This window comes from Gordonia malaquae NBRC 108250 (genome assembly GCF_000344135.1).
Classification (GTDB): Bacteria; Actinomycetota; Actinomycetes; order Mycobacteriales; family Mycobacteriaceae; genus Gordonia; species Gordonia malaquae.
Genome location: NZ_BAOP01000020.1, coordinates 65370 through 91259, shown reverse-complemented (window position 1 = coordinate 91259; position 25890 = coordinate 65370). Strand labels below are relative to the sequence as shown.

At 67.5% G+C, this 25890-nt stretch carries 28 protein-coding genes; 15 read left to right on the top strand and 13 right to left on the bottom strand.

Annotation, left to right across the window (positions count from 1 at the left end; translation table 11 throughout):
* Positions 1 to 288 precede the first annotated feature (288 nt).
* On the top strand, positions 289 to 1407 hold the full coding sequence (locus GM1_RS14310; protein ID WP_008379905.1) for an adenosine deaminase: 1119 nt from the start codon (positions 289 to 291) through the stop codon (positions 1405 to 1407).
* Positions 1408 to 1470: 63 nt separating this feature from the next.
* Here the strand turns inward: GM1_RS14310 and GM1_RS14305 are convergent, their stop codons facing one another.
* Together GM1_RS14305 and GM1_RS14300 are read right to left on the bottom strand one after the other, a co-directional pair.
* Positions 1471 to 2736, bottom strand: a complete 1266-nt coding sequence (locus tag GM1_RS14305) for a SatS C-terminal domain-containing protein (protein WP_040520221.1) — start codon at positions 2734 to 2736, stop codon at positions 1471 to 1473.
* Positions 2737 to 2833: 97 nt separating this feature from the next.
* Complete coding sequence (locus tag GM1_RS14300; protein WP_040520202.1) at positions 2834 to 3100, bottom strand: hypothetical protein; 267 nt, start codon at positions 3098 to 3100, stop codon at positions 2834 to 2836.
* A gap of 125 nt (positions 3101 to 3225) precedes the next feature.
* On the opposite strand from GM1_RS14300, the gene GM1_RS14295 reads away from it, so the two are divergent.
* The 7 genes from GM1_RS14295 to GM1_RS14265 all read left to right on the top strand — a co-directional run bounded on the left by GM1_RS14295 (position 3226) and on the right by GM1_RS14265 (position 8860).
* Positions 3226 to 3777: a sigma-70 family RNA polymerase sigma factor gene (locus GM1_RS14295; RefSeq protein ID WP_157436027.1), complete on the top strand. Its 552-nt coding sequence runs from the start codon at positions 3226 to 3228 to the stop codon at positions 3775 to 3777.
* Positions 3777 to 4469: an anti-sigma factor gene (locus GM1_RS14290; protein WP_008379899.1), complete on the top strand. Its 693-nt coding sequence runs from the start codon at positions 3777 to 3779 to the stop codon at positions 4467 to 4469. The genes GM1_RS14295 and GM1_RS14290 overlap by 1 nt, the downstream gene beginning before the upstream one ends.
* Positions 4470 to 4548: 79 nt before the next feature.
* On the top strand, positions 4549 to 6252 hold the full coding sequence (locus GM1_RS14285) for a cytochrome c biogenesis protein DipZ (RefSeq protein ID WP_008379897.1): 1704 nt from the start codon (positions 4549 to 4551) through the stop codon (positions 6250 to 6252).
* Between the two features lie 64 nt (positions 6253 to 6316).
* Positions 6317 to 6607, top strand: a complete 291-nt coding sequence (locus GM1_RS14280; protein WP_157436025.1) for a type VII secretion target — start codon at positions 6317 to 6319, stop codon at positions 6605 to 6607.
* On the top strand, positions 6604 to 7533 hold the full coding sequence (locus GM1_RS14275; RefSeq protein WP_008379893.1) for a C40 family peptidase: 930 nt from the start codon (positions 6604 to 6606) through the stop codon (positions 7531 to 7533). The genes GM1_RS14280 and GM1_RS14275 overlap by 4 nt, the downstream gene beginning before the upstream one ends.
* 24 nt (positions 7534 to 7557) lie before the next feature.
* Positions 7558 to 8208: a uracil phosphoribosyltransferase gene (gene upp / locus GM1_RS14270; RefSeq protein ID WP_008379890.1), complete on the top strand. Its 651-nt coding sequence runs from the start codon at positions 7558 to 7560 to the stop codon at positions 8206 to 8208.
* 28 nt (positions 8209 to 8236) lie between these two features.
* Complete coding sequence (locus GM1_RS14265; RefSeq protein WP_040520198.1) at positions 8237 to 8860, top strand: YoaK family protein; 624 nt, start codon at positions 8237 to 8239, stop codon at positions 8858 to 8860.
* Here GM1_RS14265 and GM1_RS14260 read toward each other — a convergent pair.
* From GM1_RS14260 to GM1_RS14250, 3 genes are read right to left on the bottom strand one after another with little or no spacing between them, the layout of a single operon-like run.
* The gene (locus GM1_RS14260; RefSeq protein ID WP_008379886.1) at positions 8841 to 9473 is read right to left on the bottom strand and encodes a hypothetical protein; all 633 of its coding nucleotides are present in this window, start codon (positions 9471 to 9473) and stop codon (positions 8841 to 8843) included. The two genes, GM1_RS14265 and GM1_RS14260, sit on opposite strands and share 20 nt — an antisense overlap.
* Positions 9470 to 10993, bottom strand: a complete 1524-nt coding sequence (locus GM1_RS14255; RefSeq protein ID WP_008379885.1) for a phospho-sugar mutase — start codon at positions 10991 to 10993, stop codon at positions 9470 to 9472. The genes GM1_RS14260 and GM1_RS14255 overlap by 4 nt, the downstream gene beginning before the upstream one ends.
* Positions 10993 to 11799, bottom strand: coding sequence for a purine-nucleoside phosphorylase (locus tag GM1_RS14250; protein WP_008379884.1), 807 nt, complete (start codon positions 11797 to 11799; stop codon positions 10993 to 10995). The genes GM1_RS14255 and GM1_RS14250 overlap by 1 nt, the downstream gene beginning before the upstream one ends.
* A gap of 49 nt (positions 11800 to 11848) precedes the next feature.
* Here GM1_RS14250 and GM1_RS14245 point away from each other — a divergent pair, with 49 nt between their 5' ends.
* Both GM1_RS14245 and GM1_RS14240 read left to right on the top strand, forming a co-directional pair.
* A complete protein-coding gene (locus tag GM1_RS14245; RefSeq protein ID WP_008379883.1) occupies positions 11849 to 12544 on the top strand; it encodes an enoyl-CoA hydratase/isomerase family protein in 696 nt (231 codons plus the stop codon).
* The gene (locus GM1_RS14240) at positions 12544 to 13707 is read left to right on the top strand and encodes an amidohydrolase (RefSeq protein WP_008379881.1); all 1164 of its coding nucleotides are present in this window, start codon (positions 12544 to 12546) and stop codon (positions 13705 to 13707) included. Before GM1_RS14245 ends, GM1_RS14240 begins: the two co-directional genes overlap by 1 nt.
* A gap of 87 nt (positions 13708 to 13794) precedes the next feature.
* Here GM1_RS14240 and GM1_RS14235 read toward each other — a convergent pair whose 3' ends face one another.
* Positions 13795 to 14283 (bottom strand): gamma-glutamylcyclotransferase family protein, encoded by a 489-nt coding sequence (locus tag GM1_RS14235; protein WP_008379879.1) that lies wholly within the window; start codon positions 14281 to 14283, stop codon positions 13795 to 13797.
* Between the two features lie 95 nt (positions 14284 to 14378).
* Here GM1_RS14235 and GM1_RS14230 point away from each other — a divergent pair, with 95 nt between their 5' ends.
* Genes GM1_RS14230 through GM1_RS14220 form a run of 3 tightly spaced genes read left to right on the top strand, consistent with a single transcriptional unit; the run spans position 14379 to position 17867 of the window.
* The gene (locus GM1_RS14230) at positions 14379 to 15782 is read left to right on the top strand and encodes an NAD(P)H-quinone dehydrogenase (RefSeq protein ID WP_008379877.1); all 1404 of its coding nucleotides are present in this window, start codon (positions 14379 to 14381) and stop codon (positions 15780 to 15782) included.
* A gap of 37 nt (positions 15783 to 15819) precedes the next feature.
* Positions 15820 to 17220, top strand: coding sequence for an MFS transporter (locus tag GM1_RS14225; protein ID WP_008379875.1), 1401 nt, complete (start codon positions 15820 to 15822; stop codon positions 17218 to 17220).
* Positions 17217 to 17867: an ArsR/SmtB family transcription factor gene (locus GM1_RS14220; protein ID WP_008379874.1), complete on the top strand. Its 651-nt coding sequence runs from the start codon at positions 17217 to 17219 to the stop codon at positions 17865 to 17867. The genes GM1_RS14225 and GM1_RS14220 overlap by 4 nt, the downstream gene beginning before the upstream one ends.
* A gap of 6 nt (positions 17868 to 17873) precedes the next feature.
* Here GM1_RS14220 and GM1_RS14215 read toward each other — a convergent pair whose 3' ends face one another.
* From GM1_RS14215 to glpK, 3 genes are all read right to left on the bottom strand, one after another.
* Entirely contained in the window at positions 17874 to 18359 is a 486-nt protein-coding gene (locus tag GM1_RS14215) for an SRPBCC family protein (protein WP_008379872.1), read from the bottom strand.
* A 31-nt stretch (positions 18360 to 18390) separates the two neighbouring features.
* Positions 18391 to 18732 carry an ArsR/SmtB family transcription factor gene (locus tag GM1_RS14210; RefSeq protein WP_008379871.1) on the bottom strand — a complete coding sequence of 114 codons (342 nt, stop codon included), beginning with the start codon at positions 18730 to 18732 and terminating at the stop codon, positions 18391 to 18393.
* A 68-nt stretch (positions 18733 to 18800) separates the two neighbouring features.
* The gene (gene glpK / locus GM1_RS14205; protein ID WP_052005422.1) at positions 18801 to 20249 is read right to left on the bottom strand and encodes a glycerol kinase GlpK; all 1449 of its coding nucleotides are present in this window, start codon (positions 20247 to 20249) and stop codon (positions 18801 to 18803) included.
* Positions 20250 to 20362: 113 nt separating this feature from the next.
* Here glpK and GM1_RS14200 point away from each other — a divergent pair, with 113 nt between their 5' ends.
* Together GM1_RS14200 and GM1_RS14195 are read left to right on the top strand one after the other, a co-directional pair.
* The gene (locus GM1_RS14200; RefSeq protein ID WP_008379868.1) at positions 20363 to 22105 is read left to right on the top strand and encodes a glycerol-3-phosphate dehydrogenase/oxidase; all 1743 of its coding nucleotides are present in this window, start codon (positions 20363 to 20365) and stop codon (positions 22103 to 22105) included.
* A 59-nt stretch (positions 22106 to 22164) separates the two neighbouring features.
* Positions 22165 to 23058 carry a DUF2268 domain-containing putative Zn-dependent protease gene (locus tag GM1_RS14195; RefSeq protein ID WP_040520196.1) on the top strand — a complete coding sequence of 298 codons (894 nt, stop codon included), beginning with the start codon at positions 22165 to 22167 and terminating at the stop codon, positions 23056 to 23058.
* Positions 23059 to 23077: 19 nt separating this feature from the next.
* Here GM1_RS14195 and GM1_RS14190 read toward each other — a convergent pair whose 3' ends face one another.
* The 4 genes from GM1_RS14190 to GM1_RS14175 all read right to left on the bottom strand — a co-directional run bounded on the left by GM1_RS14190 (position 23078) and on the right by GM1_RS14175 (position 25885).
* Complete coding sequence (locus tag GM1_RS14190; RefSeq protein ID WP_008379865.1) at positions 23078 to 23506, bottom strand: pyridoxamine 5'-phosphate oxidase family protein; 429 nt, start codon at positions 23504 to 23506, stop codon at positions 23078 to 23080.
* Positions 23507 to 23644: 138 nt separating this feature from the next.
* Positions 23645 to 24496, bottom strand: coding sequence for an LLM class F420-dependent oxidoreductase (locus GM1_RS14185; RefSeq protein ID WP_008379863.1), 852 nt, complete (start codon positions 24494 to 24496; stop codon positions 23645 to 23647).
* Positions 24493 to 24990 carry a nuclear transport factor 2 family protein gene (locus GM1_RS14180; protein ID WP_008379862.1) on the bottom strand — a complete coding sequence of 166 codons (498 nt, stop codon included), beginning with the start codon at positions 24988 to 24990 and terminating at the stop codon, positions 24493 to 24495. The genes GM1_RS14185 and GM1_RS14180 overlap by 4 nt, the downstream gene beginning before the upstream one ends.
* Before the next feature lie 106 nt (positions 24991 to 25096).
* Positions 25097 to 25885 (bottom strand): DNA-formamidopyrimidine glycosylase family protein, encoded by a 789-nt coding sequence (locus GM1_RS14175; RefSeq protein WP_008379861.1) that lies wholly within the window; start codon positions 25883 to 25885, stop codon positions 25097 to 25099.
* Between the last annotated feature and the right edge of the window lie 5 nt (positions 25886 to 25890).

The following is a 25890-nucleotide window of genomic DNA, read 5'->3' as shown; positions in this document are numbered from 1 at the left end:
TTCCAGTGACTTCGCGAAGCCGTACAGGGACTCCTCGGTGTGTTCTCCTCGTCCGCCACGGTGAGACTGCAGGTCTATCGAATGCTTGGAATCGACGGCGTGGACAGGTCCGACGGCGACAGCGCCGAGAACCACGGAGGCGGCGGCTGCGGCCGCGGCGAGACGACGTTTCATGGATCGAGAATCTAATGACCTCAAGCGAATTCGCAGTGACGAGAGGGTGTCGTCGACCCTAATGGTCGATCCGCTCCGCGAGCGCGGTCGGGCGAACGCGGATACGGTCGAAGCATGATCACCGAGGAGCAGTGCCGCACGGCGCCGAAGGTCCTTCTGCACGATCACCTCGACGGCGGTCTCCGCCCGGCTACCGTACTGGAACTCGCTCATGAGACCGGGTACGGCGCTCTTCCCGCCGACGACGCGGACGCACTGGCGACCTGGTTCGCGACGGCTGCGAACAGCGGGTCACTGGAGACCTACCTGGAGACGTTTGCGCACACCGTCGGTGTGATGCAGACGGCGTCGGCGTTGACTCGTGTCGCGCGGGAGTGTGTGGAAGATCTGTCGACAGACGGGGTCGTCTACGCAGAGGTCCGGTTCGCACCCGAACTCCACGTGGAGAAGGGCCTGAGCCTGGACGACGTGATGGAGGCAGTGCTCGCGGGGTTCGCCGAGGGCGCCGACGAGGCTCGCGCACAGGGTCGGCCGATTGTCGTGCGGTGTCTGGTGACCGCGATGCGGCATGCGGCCAGATCCCGCGAGATCGCCGAACTCGCCGTGACCTACCGTGACCGAGGCGTCGCCGGGTTCGACATCGCGGGCGCCGAGGCCGGATTCCCGCCGAGCCGCCACCTGGACGCCTTCGAGTATCTGCGCGGCGAGTGTGCACATTTCACCATCCACGCAGGGGAGGCGTTCGGGCTGCCGTCGATCCACGAGGCGATCGCGTTCTGCGGTGCGGAGCGCCTCGGTCACGGCGTACGAGTGATGGACGACGTGACGCTGCCCGGCGGCGGAGTATCTCCCGGTCGACCCGTCGACGGAGCGACGCTCGGCAGAGTCGCGCACTACGTCCGCGACAAGCGGATCCCCCTCGAACTGTGCCCGAGCAGCAACGTGCAGACAGGCGCCGTCGCGTCCCTCGCCGACCACCCGTTCGACGTGCTGGCCCGACTCCGGTTCCGCGTCACCGTGAACACCGACAACCGGCTGATGAGCGACACGTCGATGAGTCGGGAGTTCATGCTCCTGCACCGGCAGTTCGGCTACGACTGGGCCGACTTCGAACGTTTCACGGTCAACGCCATGAAGTCGGCCTTCCTGCCGTTCGACGAACGGATCGCCCTCATCGACGGCGTCATCAAGCCGGGTTTCGCGAGGTTGAAGTCGCAGCGATTCGACGGATGACGCACTAAGGGGCGATTCGGTGTCACCAGGTGACACCGAATCGCCCCTTAAGCGTCGGAAATGCTAGCCGCGCTTGGTGAGACGGTCCTCGAAGTCGACGACGAGGGCGCGCCACACTTCGGCCTCGTTGTCGAACGGGCCCGACGGAGCGAGGCGCTTGGGGTCCGGGTTGATCGTGTAGTCGACGAACCAGCCGAGGGGCGTGGTCGACGCGAGTTCCTCACCCACGGTGTCGATCCCCGCGTAGTCCGCGGCGTCGGTGAGCAGTTCGACCGCGAGATCGAGCTGCTTGGAGTCGACGCGGCGCGGACCATCGAGGATGTCCTCGTCGATGCCCTGCAACGAGTACACGTTCTCCGGGAGCACCTGGTACTCGATCTCCGCGGTCTCGGCGGCGCTCCGGACATCAGCGAAGGTGGAGAGCTTCGCCAGGTCGTGGCCCTTGCCGTCAGCGAGGAAGCGGGTCAGTGCGCGCTCGGAGCCGAAGCCGAAGATCTTGCCCTTCGAACCGAGGAACAGCGGATCGTCGCCGAGATAGCAGCGCAGAGTCAGGAACTCGCCCTCATCGGTGTAGATGCGGATCGGGTCGATGCCGACGGCCGCCCAGAAGTCGTCCTCGTCGACGAGATCATCGTCGTCTTCGTCGTCGCCTTCGTCAGACTCCTCGTCCTCGTCGTCGATCGAGTCGACGCCGTCTTCGTCTTCCGGCTCGTCCTCGTCTTCGGCCGACGCAGCTGCGGCGAGCTCCTCTTCGGCTTCTTCGACAGCCGCGGCGTCCACCTTGGGGCGCGAGATGACCTCGTCGAGAGCGTCGAGGACGTCGTCCCAGTTCTTCGCGATGATGCGGCCGATGCGGACCCACAGGTCCACGCCGTCACGTCCGGCGAAGTTGTCGGTGCCGACGGTGACGGCGCCGAGGATGGGGTTGCCGGTGAACACCTTCGTGATCGGAGCCAGCTCGCAGACCTCGCCGATGATCCGCACGATCTCGAGTGCGTCTTCGAGTTCGGCGACCACCTCGGCACGCGGGTCCTCTGCGGCGAGCTCCGGCACGCCGACGAGGTCATAGGAGTGACGGTCGTCGGGCACCAGTTCGTCGGCCTGGAGCTGCTTGATCGTCTCCCACGCGGGATGATCGGCGAGGTCGTTGTCGTCGTCACCGCGCACGAATGCGGCGAGCTCGGCGACGGAGTCGAGAGCGTACAGATCCTCGTCGAGACCGAGGAACGCCTCCCACTCGTCGTCGCCCTCGCGCCAGCGTGGGGCCCACAGTGTGAACAGGTTGCCTTCGGTGAGTCCGAGTTCGATGGGGACAATGTCTCCGGCCATGATCACAGAGCGTAGTCATGTTCTGTCGATCCCGCTGCACGCACCCTGGTCAGTGGCCCGAAACGGACTCTGGAACGAGTGACGACAACGTGACCGATCAGTGGTCCATGGTCATGCCCGGTGTCATTGCAGGGCTTGTGACCTGCGGAGACATCTCAGGGCTTGTCATCTCGGGCGACATCTTCGGGTCAGACGACATCGGCGGCATCATCATGGTCGACGACATCGGCTGTGTCATCCCGCTCGTCGGCGACTCATCGGATGAGGAGTCGTCTCCGCAGGCGGTGAGCAGGGCGAGGGAGGCGGCTCCGGCGAGAACTGCTCCGGCGACGGTGCGGGGGGAGATCGAGCTGGTGGTCGACATGTCGTGCCTTTCGATGTGTGGACGCGCCGATCGCGCCCCTCATTCACCGATTCGCGACGGCCGAGGCGAAGGATTGGTTCTGATCGACGACCAATCTCTGGACGGGCTCGCGACGAATCGAGGGTGTGAGAACTGTGGAAGTTCAGCCCGAGGAACTGCTCGAGGCGGTGGCGACAGGCGACAGGGACGCGTATGCGACCCTCTTCGACGCGCTCGCGCCGCGCAATCTGGCGCTGGCGCGGAGAGTGGTCGCCAGCGCGTCGTTGGCCGAAGAGGTGGTTCAGGACGCGTGGCTTCAGGTGTGGCGCGATGCGGCGTCGTTCGATCGCAGTCGCGGATCGGCGACGGCGTGGGTCACGACTCTTGTCCATAGGCGCGCAGTCGACACGGTGCGCCACGACTCGGCGGCGAACCGCAGAGACATCGCGTACGAGGCGGCACGTCCGTCCGGTCATGACACGGTGAGCGAGGCGGCGGTCGACCGCGACGAGACACGCCGCGTCCGTCGCTGCCTCGACGGGCTCACCGGCCGACAGCGAGAAGCGATCGACCTCGCGTACTTCGGCGGCCGAACATACGCCGAGGTCGCCGCCGTCCTCGCCGTGAACCCGGCGACTGTCAAGACTCGTATCCGCGACGGCTTGCAACGGCTCCGGACCTGCATGGGAGGCCTGTGATGACCACGGACGAACATCCGCTCGACGCATTGGGCGCCCTGGCGGTCGACGCCGTCGACGACGTGGAACGCCGACGCCTCCTCCGCCACGTCGACGACTGCCCGAGCTGCGGCGCGGAACTCGACAACCTGCGTGAAGCCGCGGCGATGATGTCCACCGACGTCGAACAGGTGCCTGAACGCCTGCGGTCGGCGGTGTTGGCCGCGACGCACTCGCCGAAGCCCAGGCACGACCGACGCGCCAAGCGATTGATGGTCGCAGCCGCTGTGGGGCTTGTCGTCGTGGGGGGAGGGATCGGTGCCGCGGTGTGGTCGTCGAACCGCGCCGGGGACGCGCCTCCGATCGTGCTGCACGACGACACGATGCGGCAGGTTCTTGCCGCCCCCGACATGGAGAAGGCCACCGGAACGGTCGGCGACGGCACCATCGCCGCGATGTACGCGCCGTCGATGCGTGCCACCGTCGTGACGGTCGCCGACCTCCCCGCGACCGAGCCCGAGATGGGATATCAGGTGTGGATCACCGTCGGGGGTCGGAAGAAGAGCGCGGGAGTTGTCCGCAGCGGTGCGGGCGACACGTCGGTCGTGATGGCCGACATGGATCGACCGGGCGACATCGGCCTGTCCGTCGAACCGATGGCGGGCTCCCACCAGCCGTCGTCGCCGATGGTGGTGACGATCCCGATGCGATGACGACCGATCCCTGCGGGGCACGGTGACGAATCACTGATGACGAGCGTCCGACTGCGGCGTGGTCAGTGAGGAGAGTGTCGTGCTGACGGTGATTCTGGTCGGGTTGGCAGGCGGGCTGGTGACAGGAGTGTCGCCGTGTGTGCTGCCGATGCTGCCGATCGTTTTTGTGACCGGCGGATCGCGATCGGCGGTGTCCGACGACGCAGAGGATCCCCCGAATCGATGGCGGACTCCCGCGATCATCGCCGGAATCGTCACCAGTTTCAGCATCATCTCGCTGCTCGGCACACTGATCCTCAGCGCACTCGGGCTGCCGGATTCGGTGTTGCGGTGGACGGGCATCGTCCTGTTGATCCTGATCGGCGTCGGGCTGATCGTGCCGCAGGTGTCCCATTTGTTGGAGCGGCCGTTCGCGCGGATGCCTGCGTTCACCTCCGCAGGGCGAGGTGGACGCTTCGCGCCGTACCTGCTCGGCATCGGGCTCGGAACGCTGTACGTGCCGTGTGCCGGTCCGGTCCTGGCTGCGATCTCGGTGGCCGGTGCCACCGGTCAGATCGGTTGGCGGACAGTGGTGTTGACGGTGGCCTTCGCGATCGGCGCGGCGCTCCCGCTCGCGGTGTTCGCCGCTGCCGGGGCATCCCTATCGAGGAGGCTCGCGGCGTATCGCAGTCGTCAGCGCACCTTCCGAATCGTCGGCGGCGTGGTGCTCATCGGACTCGCTGCGGCACTGGTGGTGGACGCCCCGGCCCGTCTGCAAGCGGCACTTCCCAGTTACACGGCGGCCGCCGATCGTGCGCTCTCCAACTCTGATGCCGTGAACGACGCGCTCGGTCGCTCGAACTCCGGCGACGCCGCGTGCCGCGGGGAGGCAGACGGTCTCGCCGACTGCGGCGCGGCACCCGGGTTCGACGGCGGTGGGCGATGGTTCAACACCGCTGACGGTCGGCCGTTGACTGCTTCCGACCTGCGTGGACGAGTTGTCCTCGTCGACTTCTGGACCTACTCGTGCATCAACTGTCTGCGCGACGGCCCGCACGTTCGACAGTGGTACGACGCGTATCGGAGCGCCGGATTGGTCGTGGTCGGTGTGCACACTCCGGAGTTCGCGTTCGAGAAGGACTCGGGCAACGTGGCGTCGGCCATCGGGGCCGAGCGCATCGACTATCCGGTGGTGCAGGACAACGACTACGCGATCTGGCAGGCGTTTGGCAATCGCTACTGGCCCGCCAAGTACCTGATCGACGCCACGGGTCGGATCCGCGCCGCGAACTTCGGGGAGGGGCGTTATCGCGAGGTCGAGAACGGCATCCGGGACCTGCTGCGCGCGGCGTCGCCCGGTGCGGTTCTGCCCGCGCCGGTGAACACGGCCGACACGTCGACGCCGTCCAGCGCCGTGTCACCGGAGATGTACCTGTCGTCGACGCGCTCGAGTGGCGTCTACGCGGGATCGCCTGACCTCACCAACGGGCCGAACGACTTCTCGCTCGCGGCGCGGCAACCCGACGATACGTACGGGCTCTCCGGTCGATTCGACGTCGGGGACGAGTCGGTCACGGCTCGGGCCGAGGCTCGGATCCGGCTGGCGAGCACAGCCGACGACGTGAACGCGGTTCTCGGCGGCAGCGGCCGGGTAGTGGTGCACCAGGACGGACGTCCCGACCGGGTGATCGACGTCGACGGCGTCCCTCGCCTGTATCGGCTGACAGACGGCGGTCCCCGAAGCCGGCTGCTCACCTTCGACGTCTCGCCTGGCGTCTCCTGGTTCACGTTCACATTCGGTTGACGCGACACGCCGGACACCGTGGAACCGAACGCTGATTCCGTGCGTCCAACTGAGTATGAAGGCAGTGACAGTTGACCAGACCGCACTACGCACGGTCGCCGACGCGCAGCGGGGCGCCGCCGACCGGGTTCGTGACCAGGCCGACGCCGAACGGCTCGACACCGGCGCATTGGCGCCGGTCTTCGGACTGATCGGCGCCGGATTCCTCGCCGCCCTCGCCGACGTGACGGTGCAACGGACAAGGAAGCTCGACGCATTGTCGACGGCACACACGAACACGTCGGTCGGAACCACGGCGGCCTGCTGCGCGTACACCTGCTGTGACGCCGACGGCGCCAAGAAGGTGACGGCATGATCGCCGACGTGCTCATCGCGCCGCTGAAGGTGCTGATCGCAACGCTGGGCACCGGTGACCTTCCCACGGGGGCCACCGCAGCGCTGGCTCAGTCGACACAGACCCTCGGAGCGGCTGCCGACCAGTCCGAGCGGACGATGACGGCGACGTCGGCGCGATGGCGGGGGACCGGCGCTGACGCGGCGGCGGCCAGAGTACGGGTCCTGGCGCAGACCGACCGCACCGTCGGAGACGACGGCGCCGATGTCGCCACCGTCATCGCAGCGGCGGCCGCGCACGTCAAAGCGGCGAACACCGAACTGAACGGACTTGTGGACTCCTTCGTCGCGGCCGCCGGTGCGCTCGGGTCCGTCGCGACTCCTGCCGGGCTCGCCGCATTGGTTCCGCTCGCGCTCGACCACATCGAGCGTGGAGTCGCGGTGGTCAGGCGGGCGCAGACTGAACTGGCTGACGACACGGCGGCGCTGGAGCGGCATCGGGCGCCCGCTGAGGTCAGTCCGCGAGGCGCCGGGCCGACCTCGGTCGGCGGAACGGGGACGCAGGTCGTGCTGCCCGACGGGACCGTGGTGCAGGCGCCGAACGAACGTGCCGCACGTGCCGTGAGGGCGGCATTGAGTGTCCAAGGCACCCCGTACGTGTGGGGAGGCACCACCACCGACGGTTTCGACTGCAGCGGATTCACCCAATGGGCGTATCGACAGGCCGGACTCGATCTGCCGCGACTCGCGCAGGATCAGGACCTCGCGGGCGTCCAAGTGTCGCAGTCTGAACTGATGCCGGGTGATCTCGCAGTCTGGTCCGGTCACGTCGCGATGTACATCGGGAACAACCAGTTCGTCGAGACCGGAGGCGATCCGGTGGGTGTCACGCCTCTGCGGACGACCAACGCCGGGCAGACCTTCGAGGGCTTCTACCGCCCGAGGTGATCGGGCCCGGCATAAGATCTGCGCATGACTTCGGCTTCCGACGACGGCGTGCATGTGCGCGTCGTCGACCATCCGCTGACCCGTGCCTGGCTGTCGATCTTGCGAGACCAGGCCACCGACAACACGGCGTTCCGCAGCGCGCTCGCCCGCCTGTCGCAGATGCTGGTTTACGAGGCGTTCGCCGACGTGGACGTCGATGAGATCGACGTCCAGACGCCGGTCGCCGTCGCGCCCGGAGCACGCGTCTCGACGCCACCGATGTTCGTGCCGGTCCTTCGTGCGGGTCTGGGCATGCTCGAATCGGCGCTGGCGGTGCTGCCCGACGCCAGGATCGGATTCGTCGGTGTCGGACGCGACGAGGAGACCGCGCAGCCCGTCGAGTACCTCGCGTCATTGCCCGCGGACCTGTCCGGCCAGCCCGTCTACGTGCTCGACCCGATGCTCGCGACCGGAGGTTCGCTGATCCACACGCTCGACCTGCTCGCCGAACGCGGCGCCACCGACCTCACCGCGGTGTGTGTCGTCGGCGCTCCGGAAGGCGTCGCCGCACTGCAGGGGTCCGCGCACCGCGGCCTGCGCCTGGTGATCGGCGCGATCGACGAGCATCTCAACGAGGACTCGTTCATCGTGCCGGGACTCGGCGACGCAGGCGACCGCCAGTTCGGCCCCCGCTGACTCGGTGCAGTCTGCACGTGGCCGCGAGGTGGCCCTGGCACTCGTGCTGGCCGCCGTAGCGGGAAGCCTCGACGCGATCGGATTCTTGCACCTCGGCGGGTACTTCGTCTCGTTCATGAGCGGCAACACCACGCGCATGTCGGCGGAAGCCGTCGACCTGCGCTGGGCCGATGCCGGGCGTGCGGTCGGTCTGATCGTGCTGTTCTTCGTCGGCGGCGTCATCGGCGCACTGCTCTCCCGAGTGCGCGACGGCCGCGTCACCGTCCTGGCGGCGTCGACTCTGTTGGTGGCCGCTTCGGCCGCGCTGAGTGTCATGTCGTCGGCAGTCCCGCCGATCCTCGGGGTCGCGGTCGCGATGGGCGTCATGAACGCGACGTTCCTGCGGGACGGCGAAGTGTCGATCGGGCTGACGTACATGACCGGGACGCTTGTCAAAGCGGCCCAACAGGTCGGTGCGGCGTTGCTCGGCGGTCCCCGGTGGAGGTGGGTCCGCTATCTCGGCATGTGGTCGGCGTTGGCCGCGGGCTCGCTGCTCGGTGCGCTGCTCTACGTCGCGTGGGGCGTGTCGGCGCTGTGGCCGGTCGCCGCGGTGATGGCGGTGGCCACCGTCGCTGCGTGGCGGGTGCGGAAGGTCAGTTCACCCAGGAACTGATCATGGGCTCGACGGTGGGACTGTCGCCGGGTACGAGGATTGTCAACGCGGACGGCGACACACGGTAGACGGTGCTGCCGTTCTGCGCGTCGAAGGTGTCGCCCGACCGGCTCGGATACCCGACCTCGATCGAGTCGCCTTCCGCGTAGCCCTTGTAGTACAGGCGTGAGGTGTCCGAACCGACCTGGCAGATCACGACGTGCGAGCGTGCGGTGTAGCCGACGAACACGGCGTCGTCGTCGGCGTTGCATCGTGCCGCGCTGATCGATGTGAATCCCTGCCGGTCGGCGCCGATCACGGTGGGTGCGTCGTGGGTCTGTGTGGTGGTGGCCGGCGACGGCGTGTAGGTGGTCGTCACGTCCGGCGTCCCGGTGACCGTCACCGTCGACTGCGATACGGGCCCCTGCTGGTCGGTCGAGGAGGATGTGGGTCCCGCGGTATCGGAGTTGTCGCTCTTGGCGAAGTACACCGCGGCGATGACACCGCCTGCCAGGACCACGACGCCGGCGATCACCGCGGCCACCACAGCGGGGGACGACCACTGCGACCGAGGAGGCTCGGGCGGATTCGTCGGATACTGGTTCGGGAACTGCCCGTTCGGCGGGTAGGTCATCGGTTCGACTCCTCGGTGCGTGACGCGTCCAGCACACTGTCGACTGCGCGTTGCAAGGTGGCGGCCGCGCGGTCGCGGACTGCCCTCACGGTATCGATGTCGGCAGGCCGGGTCACCTGGCCGTAGAACTTGATCTTGGGTTCGGTGCCGCTCGGGCGCACCATCACGCGCAGCGTTCCGCCTGCGTCGTCGCTCCCGACCAGTTCAAGGCCGTCTGTCCGCAGTCCGTCAGTTCGGTCGGCGTAGTCGGCGACCGTCATCGTGAAGCCGCCGACTGCGGTCGGGGGTCGTTCACGTAACCGACGCAGTAGTGCCGCACCCTCGGCGGCGTCGTCGAAGCGAACCGACTGTTGGCTGGTCACGTGGACCCCGTGTCGGGCCATCAGCGTGTCCAGTGCCGCCGACAATCCGCCGCGATCCTGCCAGGCTCGGGCGATCAACGCGCACGCGACTGTCGCGGCGACGCCGTCCTTGTCTCGGACGGCGTCGGGATCCACGCAGTGCCCGAGCGCTTCCTCGTACGCGTAGACGAGTGGTTCACCGGCGCGGACCAGCCATTTGAACCCGGTGAGGGTGCGGCGCGCGTCAAAGCCTCGCGACACGGCGATCGTGTGCATCAGCGTTCCCGACACGATCGAACTGGCGACCACCGAACCCGAGGGGGCGGACTGCATGATCGCATCGCCGAGCAGGGCACCGGTCTCGTCGCCGGTCAGCATGCGCCAACTGTCGCCGTCTCGGACCCCGACCGCGCACCGGTCCGCATCCGGATCGAGGGCGATGAGGAGATCGGCGTCCACGCGGCGGCCGGTGGCGAGCAGGAGGTCGGTCGCTCCGGGTTCCTCCGGATTGGGGAACGCGACGGTGGGGAAGTCCGGGTCGGGGGCGAACTGCTCGGGCACCGTATGGACGTCGGTGAAGCCGGCGTGGGCAAGTGCCTCGACGGCAAGCGCGCCGCCGACTCCGTGCATCGCGGTGAGCGCGATTCGCACCGGCGGACCGTCGGAGCGAGGGAATCGGGCGGCGAGCCGTGCTAGATAGTCGTCGCGGATCCGGCCGCCGCGGCCATCGTCGACCGGCGTCGTGCGCCGGACGGATGAGGGATCGACCGCGCCGATCGCGGCTTCGATGTCCCGGTCGTCCGGGCTGATGAGCTGTGCACCTCCATCGAGGTACACCTTGTAGCCGTTGTCGGCGGGCGGATTGTGCGACGCGGTGATCATGACGCCCGCCGCTGCGTCCAACGCACGGCAGGCGAACGCGACGAGGGGCGTCGGGCCGGGCTCGGGCAGGCCGACGACGTCGAACCCGGCACTCGCGAACACCTCGCGCGCGGCGTCGGCGAACGCCTCGGACCCGTGGCGGGCATCGCGGCCGACCACAACGGTCCGTCCGGCGTCGCCATTGTCGACGAGCCACGCGGCGAGGCCGGCGGTCGCACGCACGACGTTCTCCACGTTCATGCCGTCGGGACCGTCGCGCACCGGACCGCGCAGACCGGCGGTCCCGAACGACAGCATCAGGCGATCTCGGAGATCACCGAGCGGAGCAGTGCGCCCATCCGCGTCGCCGACTCCCGGCCCACGGCGAGCACCTCGGCGTGATCGAGCGCCTCACCGGTGATGCCCGCGGCGAGGTTCGTCACCAGCGACAGACCCAGGACGTCGACGCCCGCGGCACGCGCGGCGATCGTCTCATGGACCGTCGACATGCCGACGAGGTCGGCGCCCATCGTCGCCAGCATGCGGATCTCGGCGGGCGTCTCGTACTGCGGGCCGGGCAGCCCCGCGTACACGCCGTCGACGAGGTCAGGATCCACTCGCCGAGCGATCTCGCGCAGCGACGGCCGGTACGCGTCGACCATGTTCACGAAGTGCGCGCCGCGCAGCGGTGAGCGACCGGTCAGATTGAGTTGGTCCGAGATGAGTACTGGCTGACCGACGGACAGCCCCGGAGCGATGCCGCCCGCAGCATTCGTCAGGACCACGGTGTGGGCGCCCGCCGCGGCAGCGGTTCGGACTGGATGGACGACCCGGGCCAGGTCGTGGCCCTCGTACGCGTGTGTGCGCCCCAGGAGGACGAGCACCCGGACGCCTTCGAGTTGTACCGACCGGATGACACCTGCGTGACCCTGTGCAGACGGTGGTGTGAAGCCGGGTACGCGGACCATCGGGATCTCGGCGACCGGCGTCCCTATCGCGTCGGCGGCCGGCGCCCATCCGGACCCGAGCACCACCGCCACGTCGTGTCGGGTGCAGTCGGTCTCGGCGGAGATGGTGGCTGCCGCGGCGATCGCGGCGGCATCGGGGTCGACGGTCGGATCCATGGGACAAGCCTAAGATACGGTTCTCAGCCCTACGATATGGTTCTCAGCTATGCCGTACTTGAACGTGACCGATGACGCAGCCGAGCTCTATCTGGGCGCCGAAGGCGTCGAATTGGACGAGACCAATCCGGAGAACCGATTCGGCGTCGAGTGGATGCCGTCGGTGACCGCTCTGATCGACGAGGCGGTCGCCGCGCGGAAGCCGCTGATCATCTCGGCGACCGGAAAGTTCTTCTCCAACGGCCTCGACACCGACTACGTGTTCGCCAACGGTGACAAGCTTCCCGCGTACCTCGACACCGTCCACGCGTTGTACGCCAAGGTCTTGACCGTTCCCGCGCCGGTGATCGTCGCGATCAACGGCCACGCGTTCGGTGCGGGCGCGATGCTCGCGCTGTGTGCGGACCACCGAATCATGCGCAACGATCGTGGGTTCTGGTCGCTGCCCGAGGCTGCGCTCAACATGCCTTTCACTCGCGGTATGGCCGCGCTGGTCCGCACCCGCATGCCGGATGCGACCGCCACCGAGGCGATGCTGACCAGTCGTCGGTACGGCGGCGACGACGCTGTCGCCGCCGGGATCGTCGACGAGGCCGTCGGTGCCGACGCGCTTCTCGAACGTGCTCGCGAGGTGGCCCGTACTCGGACCGCGCTCGTCGGCGACAACCAGGCCGTCATCAAGCGCGGCCTGCGTCTGCCGCTGCTCGATGATCTGAACACGCCGACCCCGGCGACTCTCCTCTGATGAATCCGGTCATCGAGGACTGGCTCGCCGCCAACCTCGACCAGGTGATCGCCCTGCGGCGTGAGATCCACGCGTCGCCCGAGCTGTCGATGGCCGAGACGAAGACGACCGCGACCGTCGTACGTGTCCTGACCGAGGCCGGTCTCGCCCCGACCGTGCTGCCCAAAGGCACCGGTGTGGTGTGCGATCTCGGACCGGTCGACGCACCGCGCATCGGTCTGCGCGCCGACCTCGACGGGCTGCCCGTCCCCGAGCAGACCGGCCTGCCGTTCGCGTCGCGCAACGAGGGCGTCTCGCACTCGTGCGGACACGACGCGCACGCCGCGATCCTGATGGGCGTCGGCATGCTGCTGAACGAGATCCACAAGGCGGGCGACCTCAAAGTCGGTGTGCGCCTGCTGTTCCAGGCCGCCGAAGAGGTGATGCCCGGAGGAGCGCTCGACGCGATCGACGCCGGGGTGACCGACGGGCTGAGTCGGATCTTCGCGTTGCATTGCGACCCCCATCTCAAGGTGGGCACCGTGGGCCTGCGACCCGGGCCGCTCACGTCTGCGGCCGACCGAGTGGAAGTGCATCTGCACGGGCCCGGCGGTCACAGCTCACGCCCGCACCTCACCAGCGACCTCGTGTACGCGATGGGCGCGATCATCACCGGGCTGCCCGGCATCCTGTCGCGCCGCGTCGACCCGCGGTCGGGGACCGTCATGGCCTGGGGCGCCGTCCACTCCGGCAACGCTCCGAATGCGATCCCGCAAGAGGGTCGCATGCGCGGCACCGTCCGGACCGGTGATCACGAGACGTGGCAGCTGCTCGAACCGCTGGTCCGCAGCGTGATCGGCGAGATCGCGGCACCGCTCGGCGTCGCGTGCGACATCACATACTTCCGCGGTGTGCCGCCGGTGGTGAACGACGTCGACTCGGTCCAGATGCTGCGTCACGCCGTTGCCGGAATCGGTCCCGATGCAGAGGTCGACACACCGCAGTCGCCCGGCGGGGAGGACTTCGCCTGGTACTTGGAGAAGGTGCCCGGCGCCATGGCGCGACTCGGCGTGTGGAGCGGTACCGGACCGATGTGCGACCTTCACCAACCGAACTTCGACATCGACGAACGCGCACTCGGCGTCGGGATCGCGACCCTGGCGGGAGTGGTTCTCGGAGTCTGAGCCCCACCTCTCGACTGCGCTCGAGGATCGGGGAGCGCACCCTGTCCGTCGAGCGCGCCCTGTTCGGGGAGCGCAGCCGAGACGCGGTCAGTCGTCGTCGAGGGGCGCGGCGGGGCCGGGGCCGACGTTGCGCGCTTCGTGCAGGCGGAGGCGTTGGACGTAGTCGGCGGGTGCGCCTGCGACTTCGGCGGCGTCCGCCATCACACCGAGGTACCGGGCCGACGGAAGGCCGCCCTCGTAGCCGTCGATCACGTACAGCCACGCCAGCACGGGCCCGTCAGCGGTGTCGACGCGCGCCCGGATCTTGCGGTGGACACCGAGCTCGGTGCCCTCCCACTGGTCGAGATTCTTCTCGTCCTCATCGGGAACGTCGTACAGCACCACGAACACTCGAGCGTCCGGGTCGTCGCGGTCTTCGGTGACGGTCGCGAGGGATCCCTCCCAGCCGATGTCGTCGCCCGCGAACGTCAGCCGCCAGCCGCACAACCAGCCGGTCGACGACATCGGCGAGTGGGGAGCTCGCTGCAGCATCTGCGCAGGATCCATGTTCGAGGCGTACGCGGCGTAGATGGGCACGCGGCCAGCCTATTCGCTTCCGCGATGCGGCGGAACCGCGACCCGGCTAAGTTTGAGTAGTCAATCCGTCCCACTTCGTACAGGAGCGTGCCACTGTGTCCAGAATCGTCATCATCGGTGGAGGCCCGGCCGGGTACGAGGCGGCACTGGCCGGCGCAGCGTACGGCGCCGACATCACGATGATCGATTCCGACGGACCCGGCGGCGCCTGCGTCCTGTGGGACTGCGTTCCGTCCAAGACGTTCATCGCATCGACCGGCATTCGCACCGACGTCCGACGCGCACAGGACCTCGGCGTCCGCGTGCAGGTGGACGCCTCACAGATCGACCTTCCGCGCATCCACCAGCGCGTGAAGGACCTCGCGTTCGCGCAGTCGGCCGACATCCGTGCGCGCCTGACTTCCGAGGGCGTCAAGATCGTGTCGGGGCGTGCACGACTCGCAGACACCAAGCCGGGTATCGGTGCGCACACCGTCGTGGCCACTCTCAAAGACGGCACGGAGCAGGAGTTCGAAGGCGACGTCGTCCTCATCTCGACCGGCGCATCACCGCGTGTGCTTCCGACTGCGGTGCCCGACGGCGAGCGCGTCCTCAACTGGCGACAGCTGTACGACCTGACCGAACTGCCAGAGCACCTGATCATCGTGGGCTCGGGTGTCACCGGAGCCGAGTTCGCCCACGCCTACACCGAGCTCGGAGTCAAGGTGACCCTCGTGTCGAGCCGCGACCGTGTGCTCCCGCACGAGGACGAGGACGCTGCACTCGTTCTCGAGGACGCCTTCTCCGAGCGTGGAGTCACACTCATCAAGCACGCTCGTGCCGATGAGGTGACGCGCGACGAGACCACTGCCACAGTTCACCTCGCGGACGGCAAGACCGTCGTCGGAACACACGTCCTGATGACTGTCGGCTCGGTTCCGAACACGGAGGGCCTCGGGCTCGAGGATGCTGGCGTCGCGGTGGACCGTGGTGGCTACATCACCGTCGACCGCGTGTCGCGCACCTCGGTGCCCGGCATCTACGCGGCAGGCGACTGCACGGGCCTGCTGCCGCTCGCATCCGTCGCCGCCATGCAGGGCCGCATCGCGATGTACCACTCGCTCGGCGAGGGTGTCAGCCCGCTGCGGCTCAAGACCGTCGCGTCCGCGATCTTCACGCGTCCCGAGATCGCCAACGTCGGAGTGTCGCAGAAGGCGATCGACGCGGGGGAGTACCCGGCCCGCACCGTGATGCTGCCGCTCAAGACCAATCCCCGGGCCAAGATGTCCGGGCTGCGTCGTGGCTTCATCAAGATCTTCTGCCGCCCCGCGACCGGTGTGGTGATCGGTGGCGTCGTCGTCGCGCCGAACGCCTCAGAACTGATCCTGCCGATCGCCTTGGCAGTGGAGAACAAGCTGCAGGTGTCCGAGGTCGCGAGCACGTTCTCGGTGTACCCGTCGCTGTCGGGTTCCGTCGCCGAGGCCGCGCGTCAGCTCGTTCGGCACGACGACCTCGACTGACTGGACCACGAGCACATATTCTAATAATCTTTGGAATATGGGTTCTTGGCGTGAGTTGATGGGGCGTGATCATCGTGCGTCGGTGATCGTGATGGCCGGTGGCGTGGCCTTGTACGCGATCAACGTGTATCTGACGACGAGTCTGCTGCCGAACGCGATCGCCGACATCGGCGGCGAAGAGCTGTACTCGTGGACGATGACGGTGTTCCTGGTGGCATCCGTCATCTCGTCGATGCTGGTCAGTCGCCTCCTCGCGCGGTTCGGGGCGCGATGGTCGTACTCGACCGGATTCATCGCCTTTGCAGTCGGCACCGCGATCGCCGGCGGTGCACCGACCATGGTCGTCATGCTCGTCGGGCGAGGACTGCAGGGGCTCGCGGCCGGGCTCCTCGCAGGCCTCGGATTCGCCGTCGTCAGAACGGTTCTGCCGCCGAATCTATGGCAGCGAGCGATCGCCCTGATGTCGGCGATGTGGGGCGTCGGCAATGTCGTCGGTCCGATCGTCGGCGGATTCTTCGCGCAGATCGGGCTCTGGCGTGGAGCCTTCGGCCTTCTCGCGGCGATCGCCCTCGGTCTGGTCGCCCTCACGTTCCGCGCTCTTCCGTCGGGCGCGGGGGCGGGTGTGTCGTCCGACCCGGTGCCGTGGATCTCGCTCGCCCTGTTGACCTCGACGGCCGCTGCAGTCAGCATCGCGTCGATCGTGGACGGCGCCGCCACTGTCGCGCTTCTCGGCGTCGCGGCGATCGCGGCGGCCGCGTTCATCCTGTACGAGCGTGGCGCGACCAGTCGAGTACTGCCTGAGATGACGTACCGGGGGCGCTCGCCGCTGCGCTGGATCTACCTCGCCATTGTGGTGCTCGCCGCGGTGTCGACCGTGGAGACGTTCATTCCGCTGTTCGGTCAGCGGATCGGCGGCCTGTCGCCTCTTGCGGCGGGCTTCCTCGGCGCGGCGATCTCCTGGGGTTGGACCATCGCATCCATCTGGAGCAGTGGTGCCGAGACCGATCGGATGCGGCGGGCGGTGCGGGTCGCGGGGCCGATCGTCCTCGGTGTCGGTCTGCTGGCCTACGGGCTGCTGCAGGTGGCGGATCCGGGCGGCTGGGTGGTCGTCGGGTGGTACGTCACGCTGTTGTTCGCGGGGTGTGGCATCGGCATGGCCATGGCGCACTGGTTCACCGCCGGAATGCGGGTGAGCACCGACGACGCGGAGGCTGCACAGGCCTCTGCCGGTCTCAACACGAGCCAGCTCATCGCCAACGCTTTCGGGTCGGCGCTCGCAGGTGTGCTCGTCTCCCTCGGCGGACCCGACATCGTCGACTCGGCGCGCCTGCTGAGCTTCGGCTTCGCGGTTCTCGCAGTGCTCGGCGTCGTAGTCGCGTTCGCCGAGTTCTCTGCTGCGAGAGCGTGGCGACGCGAACCGGTGGAGGCGTCGTCGTGAGTGGCGACGACGAGATCTACAGTCAGCTGTCACGTATCGGCAAGGCGCTGTCGAACCCGTTGCGACTGCGCTTGCTGGATCGGCTCGAGACGGGGGAGCACACCGTCGAAGAGCTCGCCGAGGCCACCGGACTCCCCGTCAAGAACACGTCGGCACAGCTGCAGCAGCTCCGTGCGGCGCAGTTGGTCCAGTCACGGCGTGAGGGTGTCCACATCCACTATCGGATCGCTGACAGCGCGACGTCGGCCTTCCTCGGCGCGTTCGCCGACTACGCGGCGGGTTCACTCGCGGAACTGCGAGACGAACTGGCCGATCTGTACCGGCGACGCCCGCCGATGGAGAGTGTCGACGTCGCCGAACTCGACCGCAGGCTCCGTGAGGACGACGTTGTGCTCGTCGACGTGAGGTCCGCGGACGACTACGCCCGAGGCCACGTCGAGGGCGCCGTGTCGATTCCGGTCGCAGATCTGGACCGCAGGATTGCGGAGCTTCCCGAATCTGCGGACGTCGTCGCCTACTGCTCGGGGCCGTACTGCCTGGCCTCGGCAGACGCTGTCGCCGTGCTCGTCGGTCTGGGCCGGTCCGCGAAACGAGTGAACGGCGGGATCACCGCATGGGTGCGATCCGGCCGTCCACTCGTGGTGTGACGAACGTCAGGCGGCGAGCAGTGCGTCGATCTGGTTGATCGCCATCGACGCGCCTTCCACAACACCCATCTCGAGGACCTTCTGGAGGTCTTCGGCGGACGCGTAGGTCGACGTGTACACCGCCCGTGTGCCCGTCTCGGTCGGTGAGAACTCGTAGACGTTCGTCGACACCGGCATCCCGTCGACCGGGTTGAGGTCGCCGTCGGCGAATCCGTCGGTGAACGAGAACGAGGTCGTCGCGTCGATGGCGGTGAACTTCCACCAGCCGCCGAACTTCTCGCCTTCGGGCGAGGTCATGTAGTAGCGGGCCTGGCCGCCGGGCGCGAAGTCGAAGTCGACGAACGTGGCGGGGTACGTGGGCGGACCCCAGATCTGCTCGAGCTGACGCGGGTCGGCGTACACCTGCCATACCCGGTCGACGGGTGCCGCGAACTCCGCGGTGATCGTGAGGGTGAGGTTGTCGAGGTCGGGGGTTGCTGAGATGACAGGCATGGCTTCGTCTCCTTGTGTGATGGGTGGTGAGTCAGTGGGATTCGGGTGGGTCGGCGGCGAGGAGCTCATCGATGCGGGCGATCCGTCCGCGCCAGATCTGCTCGATGTCGGCGAGCATCGACGTCACCGAGCGGACGGCGTTCACGTCGCCCGAGGCCAACTGCTGCCGGCCGTCGCGCCGCTTGGTCAGCAGTCCGGCCTTCTCGAGAACGGCGACGTGTTTCTGCACGGCGGCGAAGCTCATCGTGTACTTCTCCGCCAGTGCGCTGACCGAGTGCTCCCCGGCGAGGACGCGGCGGAGAATGTCCCGCCTCGTTCTGTCGGAGAGCGCGTGGAACATGGCGTCCGCCCTGTCCTCGTCGTCCTCGGTCATGTCTCAAACATACAACCATTCGGTTGTATGTCAAGAGGTTCTGCGGCTCGATGTGGTCGAAATCTGAGTCAGGCCAGGTCGAAGCTGTGCTCGACGGCCTTGTTCCAGCCTGCGAAGAGCGCGGCGCGGTCGGCGTCGGGCATCGACGGATCCCAACGTCCGCCCTGCGCCCAGTTCGCGCGGATGTCGTCGGTGCTCTCCCAGTAGCCGACGGCAAGGCCCGCCGCGTACGCGGCGCCCAGAGCGGTCGTCTCGTTCACGACGGGTCGGACGACGGGTACCGACAGGATGTCGGACTGGAACTGCATCAGCAGTTCGTTCAGGACCATTCCGCCGTCCACTTTCAGTGTGTGGAGGGTGACCCCGGAGTCGGCTTCCATCGCCTCGATCACTTCGCGCGTCTGGTACGCGGTGGCCTCGAGCACTGCGCGGGCGATGTGATTTCGGTTCGCGAATCGGGTCAGTCCAACGATGACGCCGCGCGCGTCGGCACGCCAGCGCGGTGCGAAGAGACCGGAGAACGCCGGGACGAAGTAGACGCCGCCGTTGTCGTCGGCCTGCTTGGCGAGCGTCTCGACTTCGCGAGCATCGGAGATGAGACCGAGATTGTCGCGCAGCCACTGGACGAGCGATCCGGTCACCGCGATGGAACCTTCGAGCGCGTAGCGTGCGTCTTCTCCATCGAGCCGGTAGCAGACCGTGGTCAGCAGGCCGTGCTCGGAGTAGACGGGCTCGGTGCCGGTGTTGAGCAGCAGGAAGTTGCCGGTGCCGTACGTGTTCTTCGCTTCTCCGGGCTCCAGGCACGCCTGACCGAACATGGCGGCCTGCTGGTCGCCGAGGATGCCTGCGAGCGGAACGCCGGGCAGTGCGCCTTCCTTGCGCAGCGGGGCGATCACGCCAGAGCTGCTGCGGATCTCCGGCAGCATCGACATGGGTACGCCGATCTCGGCGCAGATCTCCGGATCCCACTGCAGGGTGCTCAGGTCCATCAGCAAGGTGCGCGACGCGTTCGTCACGTCGGTGACGTGCAGCCCGCCGTTCGGGCCGCCGGTCATGTTCCACGCGAGCCACGAATCGATCGTGCCGAAGGCCAGCTCGCCTCGTTCGGCGCGTTCGCGGGCGCCGTCGACGTTGTCGAGGATCCACCGCACCTTGGGGCCCGCGAAGTACGCGGCGAGGGGGAGCCCGGTCCGCTTGCGGTAGCGGTCGACGCCACCGTCTTCGGCGAGTTCCTGGCAGATCGCATCGGTGCGCGTGTCCTGCCAGACGATGGCGTTGTAGACGGGCTCGCCGGTCGCCCGGTCCCACACGACTGTCGTCTCGCGCTGGTTGGTGATGCCGCAGGCCACGATGTTTCCGGGCAGGATCTCCACAGCGGCGAGAGCGGCGGCGGCGACCCGTCGGGTGTTGCGCCAGATCTCGACTGCGTCGTGCTCCACCCAGCCTGCGCGGGGGAAGATCTGCTCGTGCTCGAGTTGTTCGCTGGCGACCACCGTCCCGGCGCGGTCGAAGACCATCGCGCGCGTGGAGGTGGTGCCCTGATCGATCGAGACGACGTACTGTCCGGGAGAACTCACGTTGGACAGTGTGTCACGTCACATCCGGTTGCTCTCCGGTAGGCTCGATGCCCATGGACAGCGAGTTCAACCCCGACCGGCCCGCCGACCTGAGCCCCGCCTACCGCGATGAGGCATGGCGACGACTCGGCACCGAGCAGTTCGACATCGTCGTCATCGGCGGAGGTGTCGTCGGAGTCGGTGCGGCGCTGGACGCCGCGACTCGCGGCCTGCGGGTCGCGCTCGTCGAGGCGCGCGACATCGCGTCCGGTACATCGAGCCGTTCGTCCAAGATGTTCCACGGCGGTCTGCGCTACCTGGAGCAGTTCGAGTTCGGGCTCGTCAAAGAAGCGCTGCGCGAACGCGAACTGTCGCTGCGTCTCCTCGCGCCTCACCTGGTGAAACCGCTGCCGTTCCTCGCGCCGCTCACCCGACGTTTCTGGGAGCGGCCCTACATGGCGGCAGGCCTTTTCCTGTACGACCGGATGGGCGGCGCGAAGTCGGTCCCCGGCCAGAAGCACGTCTCGCGGTCCGGTGCGCTGCGGGTGGCGCCCGGACTCAAGCGCAGCTCGCTGATCGGTGGGATCCGGTACTACGACACTGTCGTCGACGACGCGCGCCACAGCCTCACTCTCGCCCGCACGGCATCGAACTACGGTGCGGTGGTCCGCACCTCGACTCAGGCGATCGGATTCCTCACGGAGGCCGACCGAATCAAGGGCGTCAAGCTCCGCGACAGCGAGACCGGTGAGACCACGGAAGTCCGTGCCCACTGTGTGATCAATGCGGCCGGTGTGTGGACCGATGAGGTCCAGGCACTGTCGAAACAGCGCGGCCACTTCACTGTCCGCGCCTCCAAAGGCGTGCACATCGTGGTGCCCCGCGACCGGATCGTCAGCGAGACGGCGATCATCCTGCGGACCGCGAGTTCGGTGCTGTTCGTGATCCCGTGGGAGACCCACTGGATCATCGGCACCACCGACACCGACTGGAACCTCGACCTCGCGCACCCCGCTGCGACGCGCAAGGACATCGATTACATCCTCGATCGAGTCAACACCGAACTGGTCACCAAGCTGACGCACGACGACATCGAAGGCGTGTACGCAGGACTCCGGCCCCTTCTCGCCGGTGAAGACGAAGGCACCTCGACACTCTCGCGCGAGCACGCGGTGGCCGTCGTCGCGCCGGGGCTGGTGTCGATCGCGGGTGGCAAATACACGACGTACCGCGTCATGGGCGCCGACGCCGTCGACGCGTGCACCGACTACCTGCCGTCACGGGTGGCGCCGTCGATCACCGAGCGGGTGCCGCTCGTCGGCGCCGACGGCTACTTCGCGCTCATCAACCAGTGTGAGCACCTGGGGCAGCGATTCGGACTGCATCCGTATCGCATCCGCCGGCTCCTGAACCGCTACGGTTCACTGCTCGACGACGTGCTGTACGACGCGGAGGCCGACCCGTCGCTGCTCAAGCCACTCGACGCCGCGCCGCAGTACCTGCGCGCCGAGGTGGTGTACGCCGTTGCGACCGAGGGCGCCCTGCACCTCGAGGACGTACTGGCCCGTCGCACGCGGATCGCGATCGAGTACAGCCATCGCGGAGTGGACTGCGCTCGCGAAGTGGCTGAGCTGATGGCCCCGATCTTGGGCTGGGACGAAGCGACCACGGCGTGGGAGGTCGAGAACTACACGGCGCGAGTGGAGGCAGAGATCGCGTCGCAGCGACAGCCCGACGACTCCTCCGCGGATGCCCTGCGCGCCGCTGCGCCCGAGGCACGACGAGAGATCCTCGAGCCTGTTCCCGTTCCGGAGTAGATGTTGGCCCTGGACACGAGCTTGAGTCTCACCTGACGTCAGGCTCTACCGTCGGCGGCATGACGATCTCAGTGATTGACAGCGCGGCGGCGATGACGGCGATACTCGATGGGGAAGAGGGCTCACGGGCTGACGGTGTCCGTGCGATGTGGTCCCCAATGCGCGACATGTATCGGTTCGTTCCCGGCCGACTCGACCTGGAGCAGGTGCACCGGCAGAACTTCGGATTTCCGGTTGTCGGTGCGACCGATGTCGTCCGCGGGGCAGTCGACCGACTGGCCGAGCACGACGCATGGAACCGGCTGAGTGAGGCGCTGAGACGTGGGGCAGACACGATCGCAGCCGCTGTTCCCGGCGTCGTGGTGCCTGATCTGACTGTCCTCCTCGTCGTCGGTGACCCGACGAATGCACACTTCATGGATGAGGTGAGAGGTCTTTCGGCCTTCGGCGGGATCAGCGGCTTCATCGTGATCACGGTCTGGCCGACCGACGTCGTCCTGGACCGCCTGGAAGCGATCGCAGTGCACGAACTCCACCACAATGTCCGATACGCCCCAGGCGGAATCGTGTGGGATCCGCAGACCGTGACCGTCGGTGAGCAGGTCGTGGCCGAGGGGCTTGCCGACCACTTCGCCGTTGAACTGTACGGCGATCTGGGGTACACCCACTTTGTCTCCCAATCGACGCGCGACGACTACGCCGTCGTCGCGAAGGTCGCGTCAGGGCTCGACGTGACGGGGATGCAGAACTTCACCGCGTGGATTCACGGGGACTCTGCCGCGAGCCTCTTCGGGACTGCGCCGGTCGGCGTTCCCACCGGCGCCGGGTATGCAGCGGGCGAGAGAATCGTGTCGGCCTACCTGGAAGCCAACGCGGTCACCGCGGCGCAGTCCGTGCACATCGACGCGGGTGAGGTCATCGGATTCGCACGCGAAACCATGCTTCCCAGATGACCTCACCCTCGCCAGATCGTCAGGAGATGATTCGCTGAGGCTCCGGCCCGATCGTGAAACGTCGCCCGGTGACGCGGTCAACGGTGATCTCGACGTACTGCGTCTTCAACGTCGGGATCCATGGGCGCAGTGGGGTCTGATCGGCGCGCAGGACCTCGTCGGTTGTGACGAGGACGCGGGCACGTCCTCGGGCGACGACACTCCAGCCGACCCTGCTGGTGAAAGCGTCCGTCTCGAAGACGACGTGGCTGTTGACCGCCATCATCGACAGTTTGGTGCCCTCCGCGGTTCGCAGGAGGATCGTCCCCGCCGCGGCGTCGACGTGGACGTTCACCGGGAAGATGTCGGGACGGTCATCGACGGACACCGCCACCCGACCGAACACGGTGCCGGTGAGCATCTCCCACGCTTGGTCGTCGGTCATCACGGTCACCGGATCGTTGCTCATGCCTCCATTCTTGGACCGGATGGACGCCGAGGCGAGGGGCGATGGTCACGTGTGCGCGGGGCGGAAGACTCATCTCGCCACGTTGGCGACGTTCCTCGGTTCCAGACCGGGAAACGTCGCCGGCGTTGACGCCGGGATCTACCGGAACGGTGCGACGGCGGTCGCCAACTCAGCGACGAAGGTCTCGACTGTGTCTGCCGTGTCGTCGGGAAGTGAGAAGACCACTTCGGACACGCCGACGTCTCGCCACCGCGCGAGGGCGCCCGGATCCGGAGCGTCTCCCAGCACGACCACCCGCGGCGACCCGTCGCGGCCGGCCTGCTCCCACAGCGTTGTCAGGCGTTCGATGCCGCCTTCGACTGCCTCCTCGATCGGAGTGGTGATCCAACCGTCGCCTGCAGCGACGATCCACTCGAAGTTCTTCTCCGTTCCGCCTGCACCGAGGAGGATCTCGGGTCGAGGTTGCTGCACTGGTTTGGGCCAGGCCCAGCTGGGTCCGAAGGACACGAACGGCCCGTCGTGCTCGGCCTCGTCGGACGTCCACAGCGCCTGCATGGCGGCGAGGTAGTCCTTGAGCGCAGTCCGTCGTTTCGCGGGCGGAACGCCGTGATCTGCTAGTTCCTCGAGGTTCCATCCGAACCCGACGCCGAACGTGACCCGACCGCCCGACAGGTGATCGAGAGTTGCGATCGTCTTCGCGAGCGCGATCGGATCATGTTCCAGCGGAAGTGCGACGGAGGTGCCCAAACCGATCCGCTCGGTGACCGACGCGGCCGACGCGAGACTGACCCACGGATCGAGTGTTCTGAGATACCGGTCGTCGGGCAGAGTCTCGTCGCCGGTCGCCGGGTGGTTGGAACTCCGGACGACGGGAATGTGCGTGTGCTCGGGGACGTAGATGTGGTCGAAGCCGTGTGCCTCCGCGGACCGAGCGGCCGCCGCCGGAGTGATGCCTCGATCGCAGGTGAACAGCGACACTCCGAACTTCATCCGATGCTCCCGAACGTTCCCTCGGACACCGTGGCCGCCGGATCGAGGGGACGCGTCATCGACCAGGTCTCAGTGAAGGAGCACGTCGACGTCTTCCACCGACCGTCTTCGATGACGTACTCGTCTCGGTACTCGCCGGTGGAGACGGTCTCGGTGTTCTCCAGGAGATTGACCTGGCGGAACCGCAATGTCCACCTGCCGGTCGCGGTGTGCTGTCCGGTGAGCGTGATGTCGGGATGCATGCCGTGATGCATGTCGAAGATGACGTGTTTGCCGTCCACCGTGTGGAGCGCGACCTGTTCGAAGATCTGCGCCATGGGCTCGACGTCGTCGAACGAACCGAGCCTGCCGTAGTCGATGCGTGCGCCCGACGAGACGAATGCGTCCCGGAAGCCTTGCGGATCCTTGGCGTCGCAGGCTCTCCAGTATCGGTACTTGAGCGTCTTGATCTCCTCGATCTGTTCGAGTGCGTCGATGCGTTCGGCGATGTCCACGGGCAGGTCCTTCTCTCGATTCTCCGATGGCAGGTTCCGCCGAACGTAGGACGCCGCGGGCTCGCGCGGGGTGGGACCGTCCGCTGGATGGGACGTCGGCCGCAGTTCACCCGCCGGCGGCGGCTCCTGCCTGACACCGAGGACACATGTACACGACGCGTCCGTCGAGGTCGGAGCGGACGATCGCCTCCCCACAACGCCGGCACGGCTTCCGATCGCGTCCGTACACCCACAGTTCCTTGCCTCGGATCAGCACGCCGGTCGTGCATCGAACGCTGCGCACCCGGTTGTCCCACAGCAGCCTGCGGGCCGTCTGCACTACAGCGGGAAGGTCCACGTCGCCGGTCCGGGTGTACGGCGACACCCGTTGAAGGAAGCAGATCTCGCTGCGGAAGACGTTGCCGACACCGGCCAGGAGACGCTGGTCGAGCAAGGCGGCGCCGACGAGTGTGTCGGGATCGGCGGCGAGGTTCGTCACCGCCAGATCCGGATCCCAATCGTCGCCGAGCAGATCCGGCCCGAGATGGGCGACCGCCGCAGCCGGGTCGGTGACCACCTCGAGCACTCCGAGGTTGAAGCCGACGGCCTCGGTGTCGCCTGCGCGCAGCACCACGCGCGCCGAATGGCCTGGTCTGCGCCACCGCGTTCCCAGCCGGTGGACGTCCCACGCGCCCTCCATCTTCAAGTGAGAATGGATCGAGACGGCGCTGCCGTCATCTCGCTCGACATCCATGAAGAGGTGTTTGCCGACGGACCGAACCGCAGTGACGCGACCTCCGGACAGGTCGGTGAGGGCCCAGCGAGGAACTCGGAAGTCGGTGTGTGTGAGGGTCGCGTCCGCCAGCACCTCATGGAGGCGGCGCGCCAGCGCGTAAATGGTGTCGCCTTCGGGCACTGGTG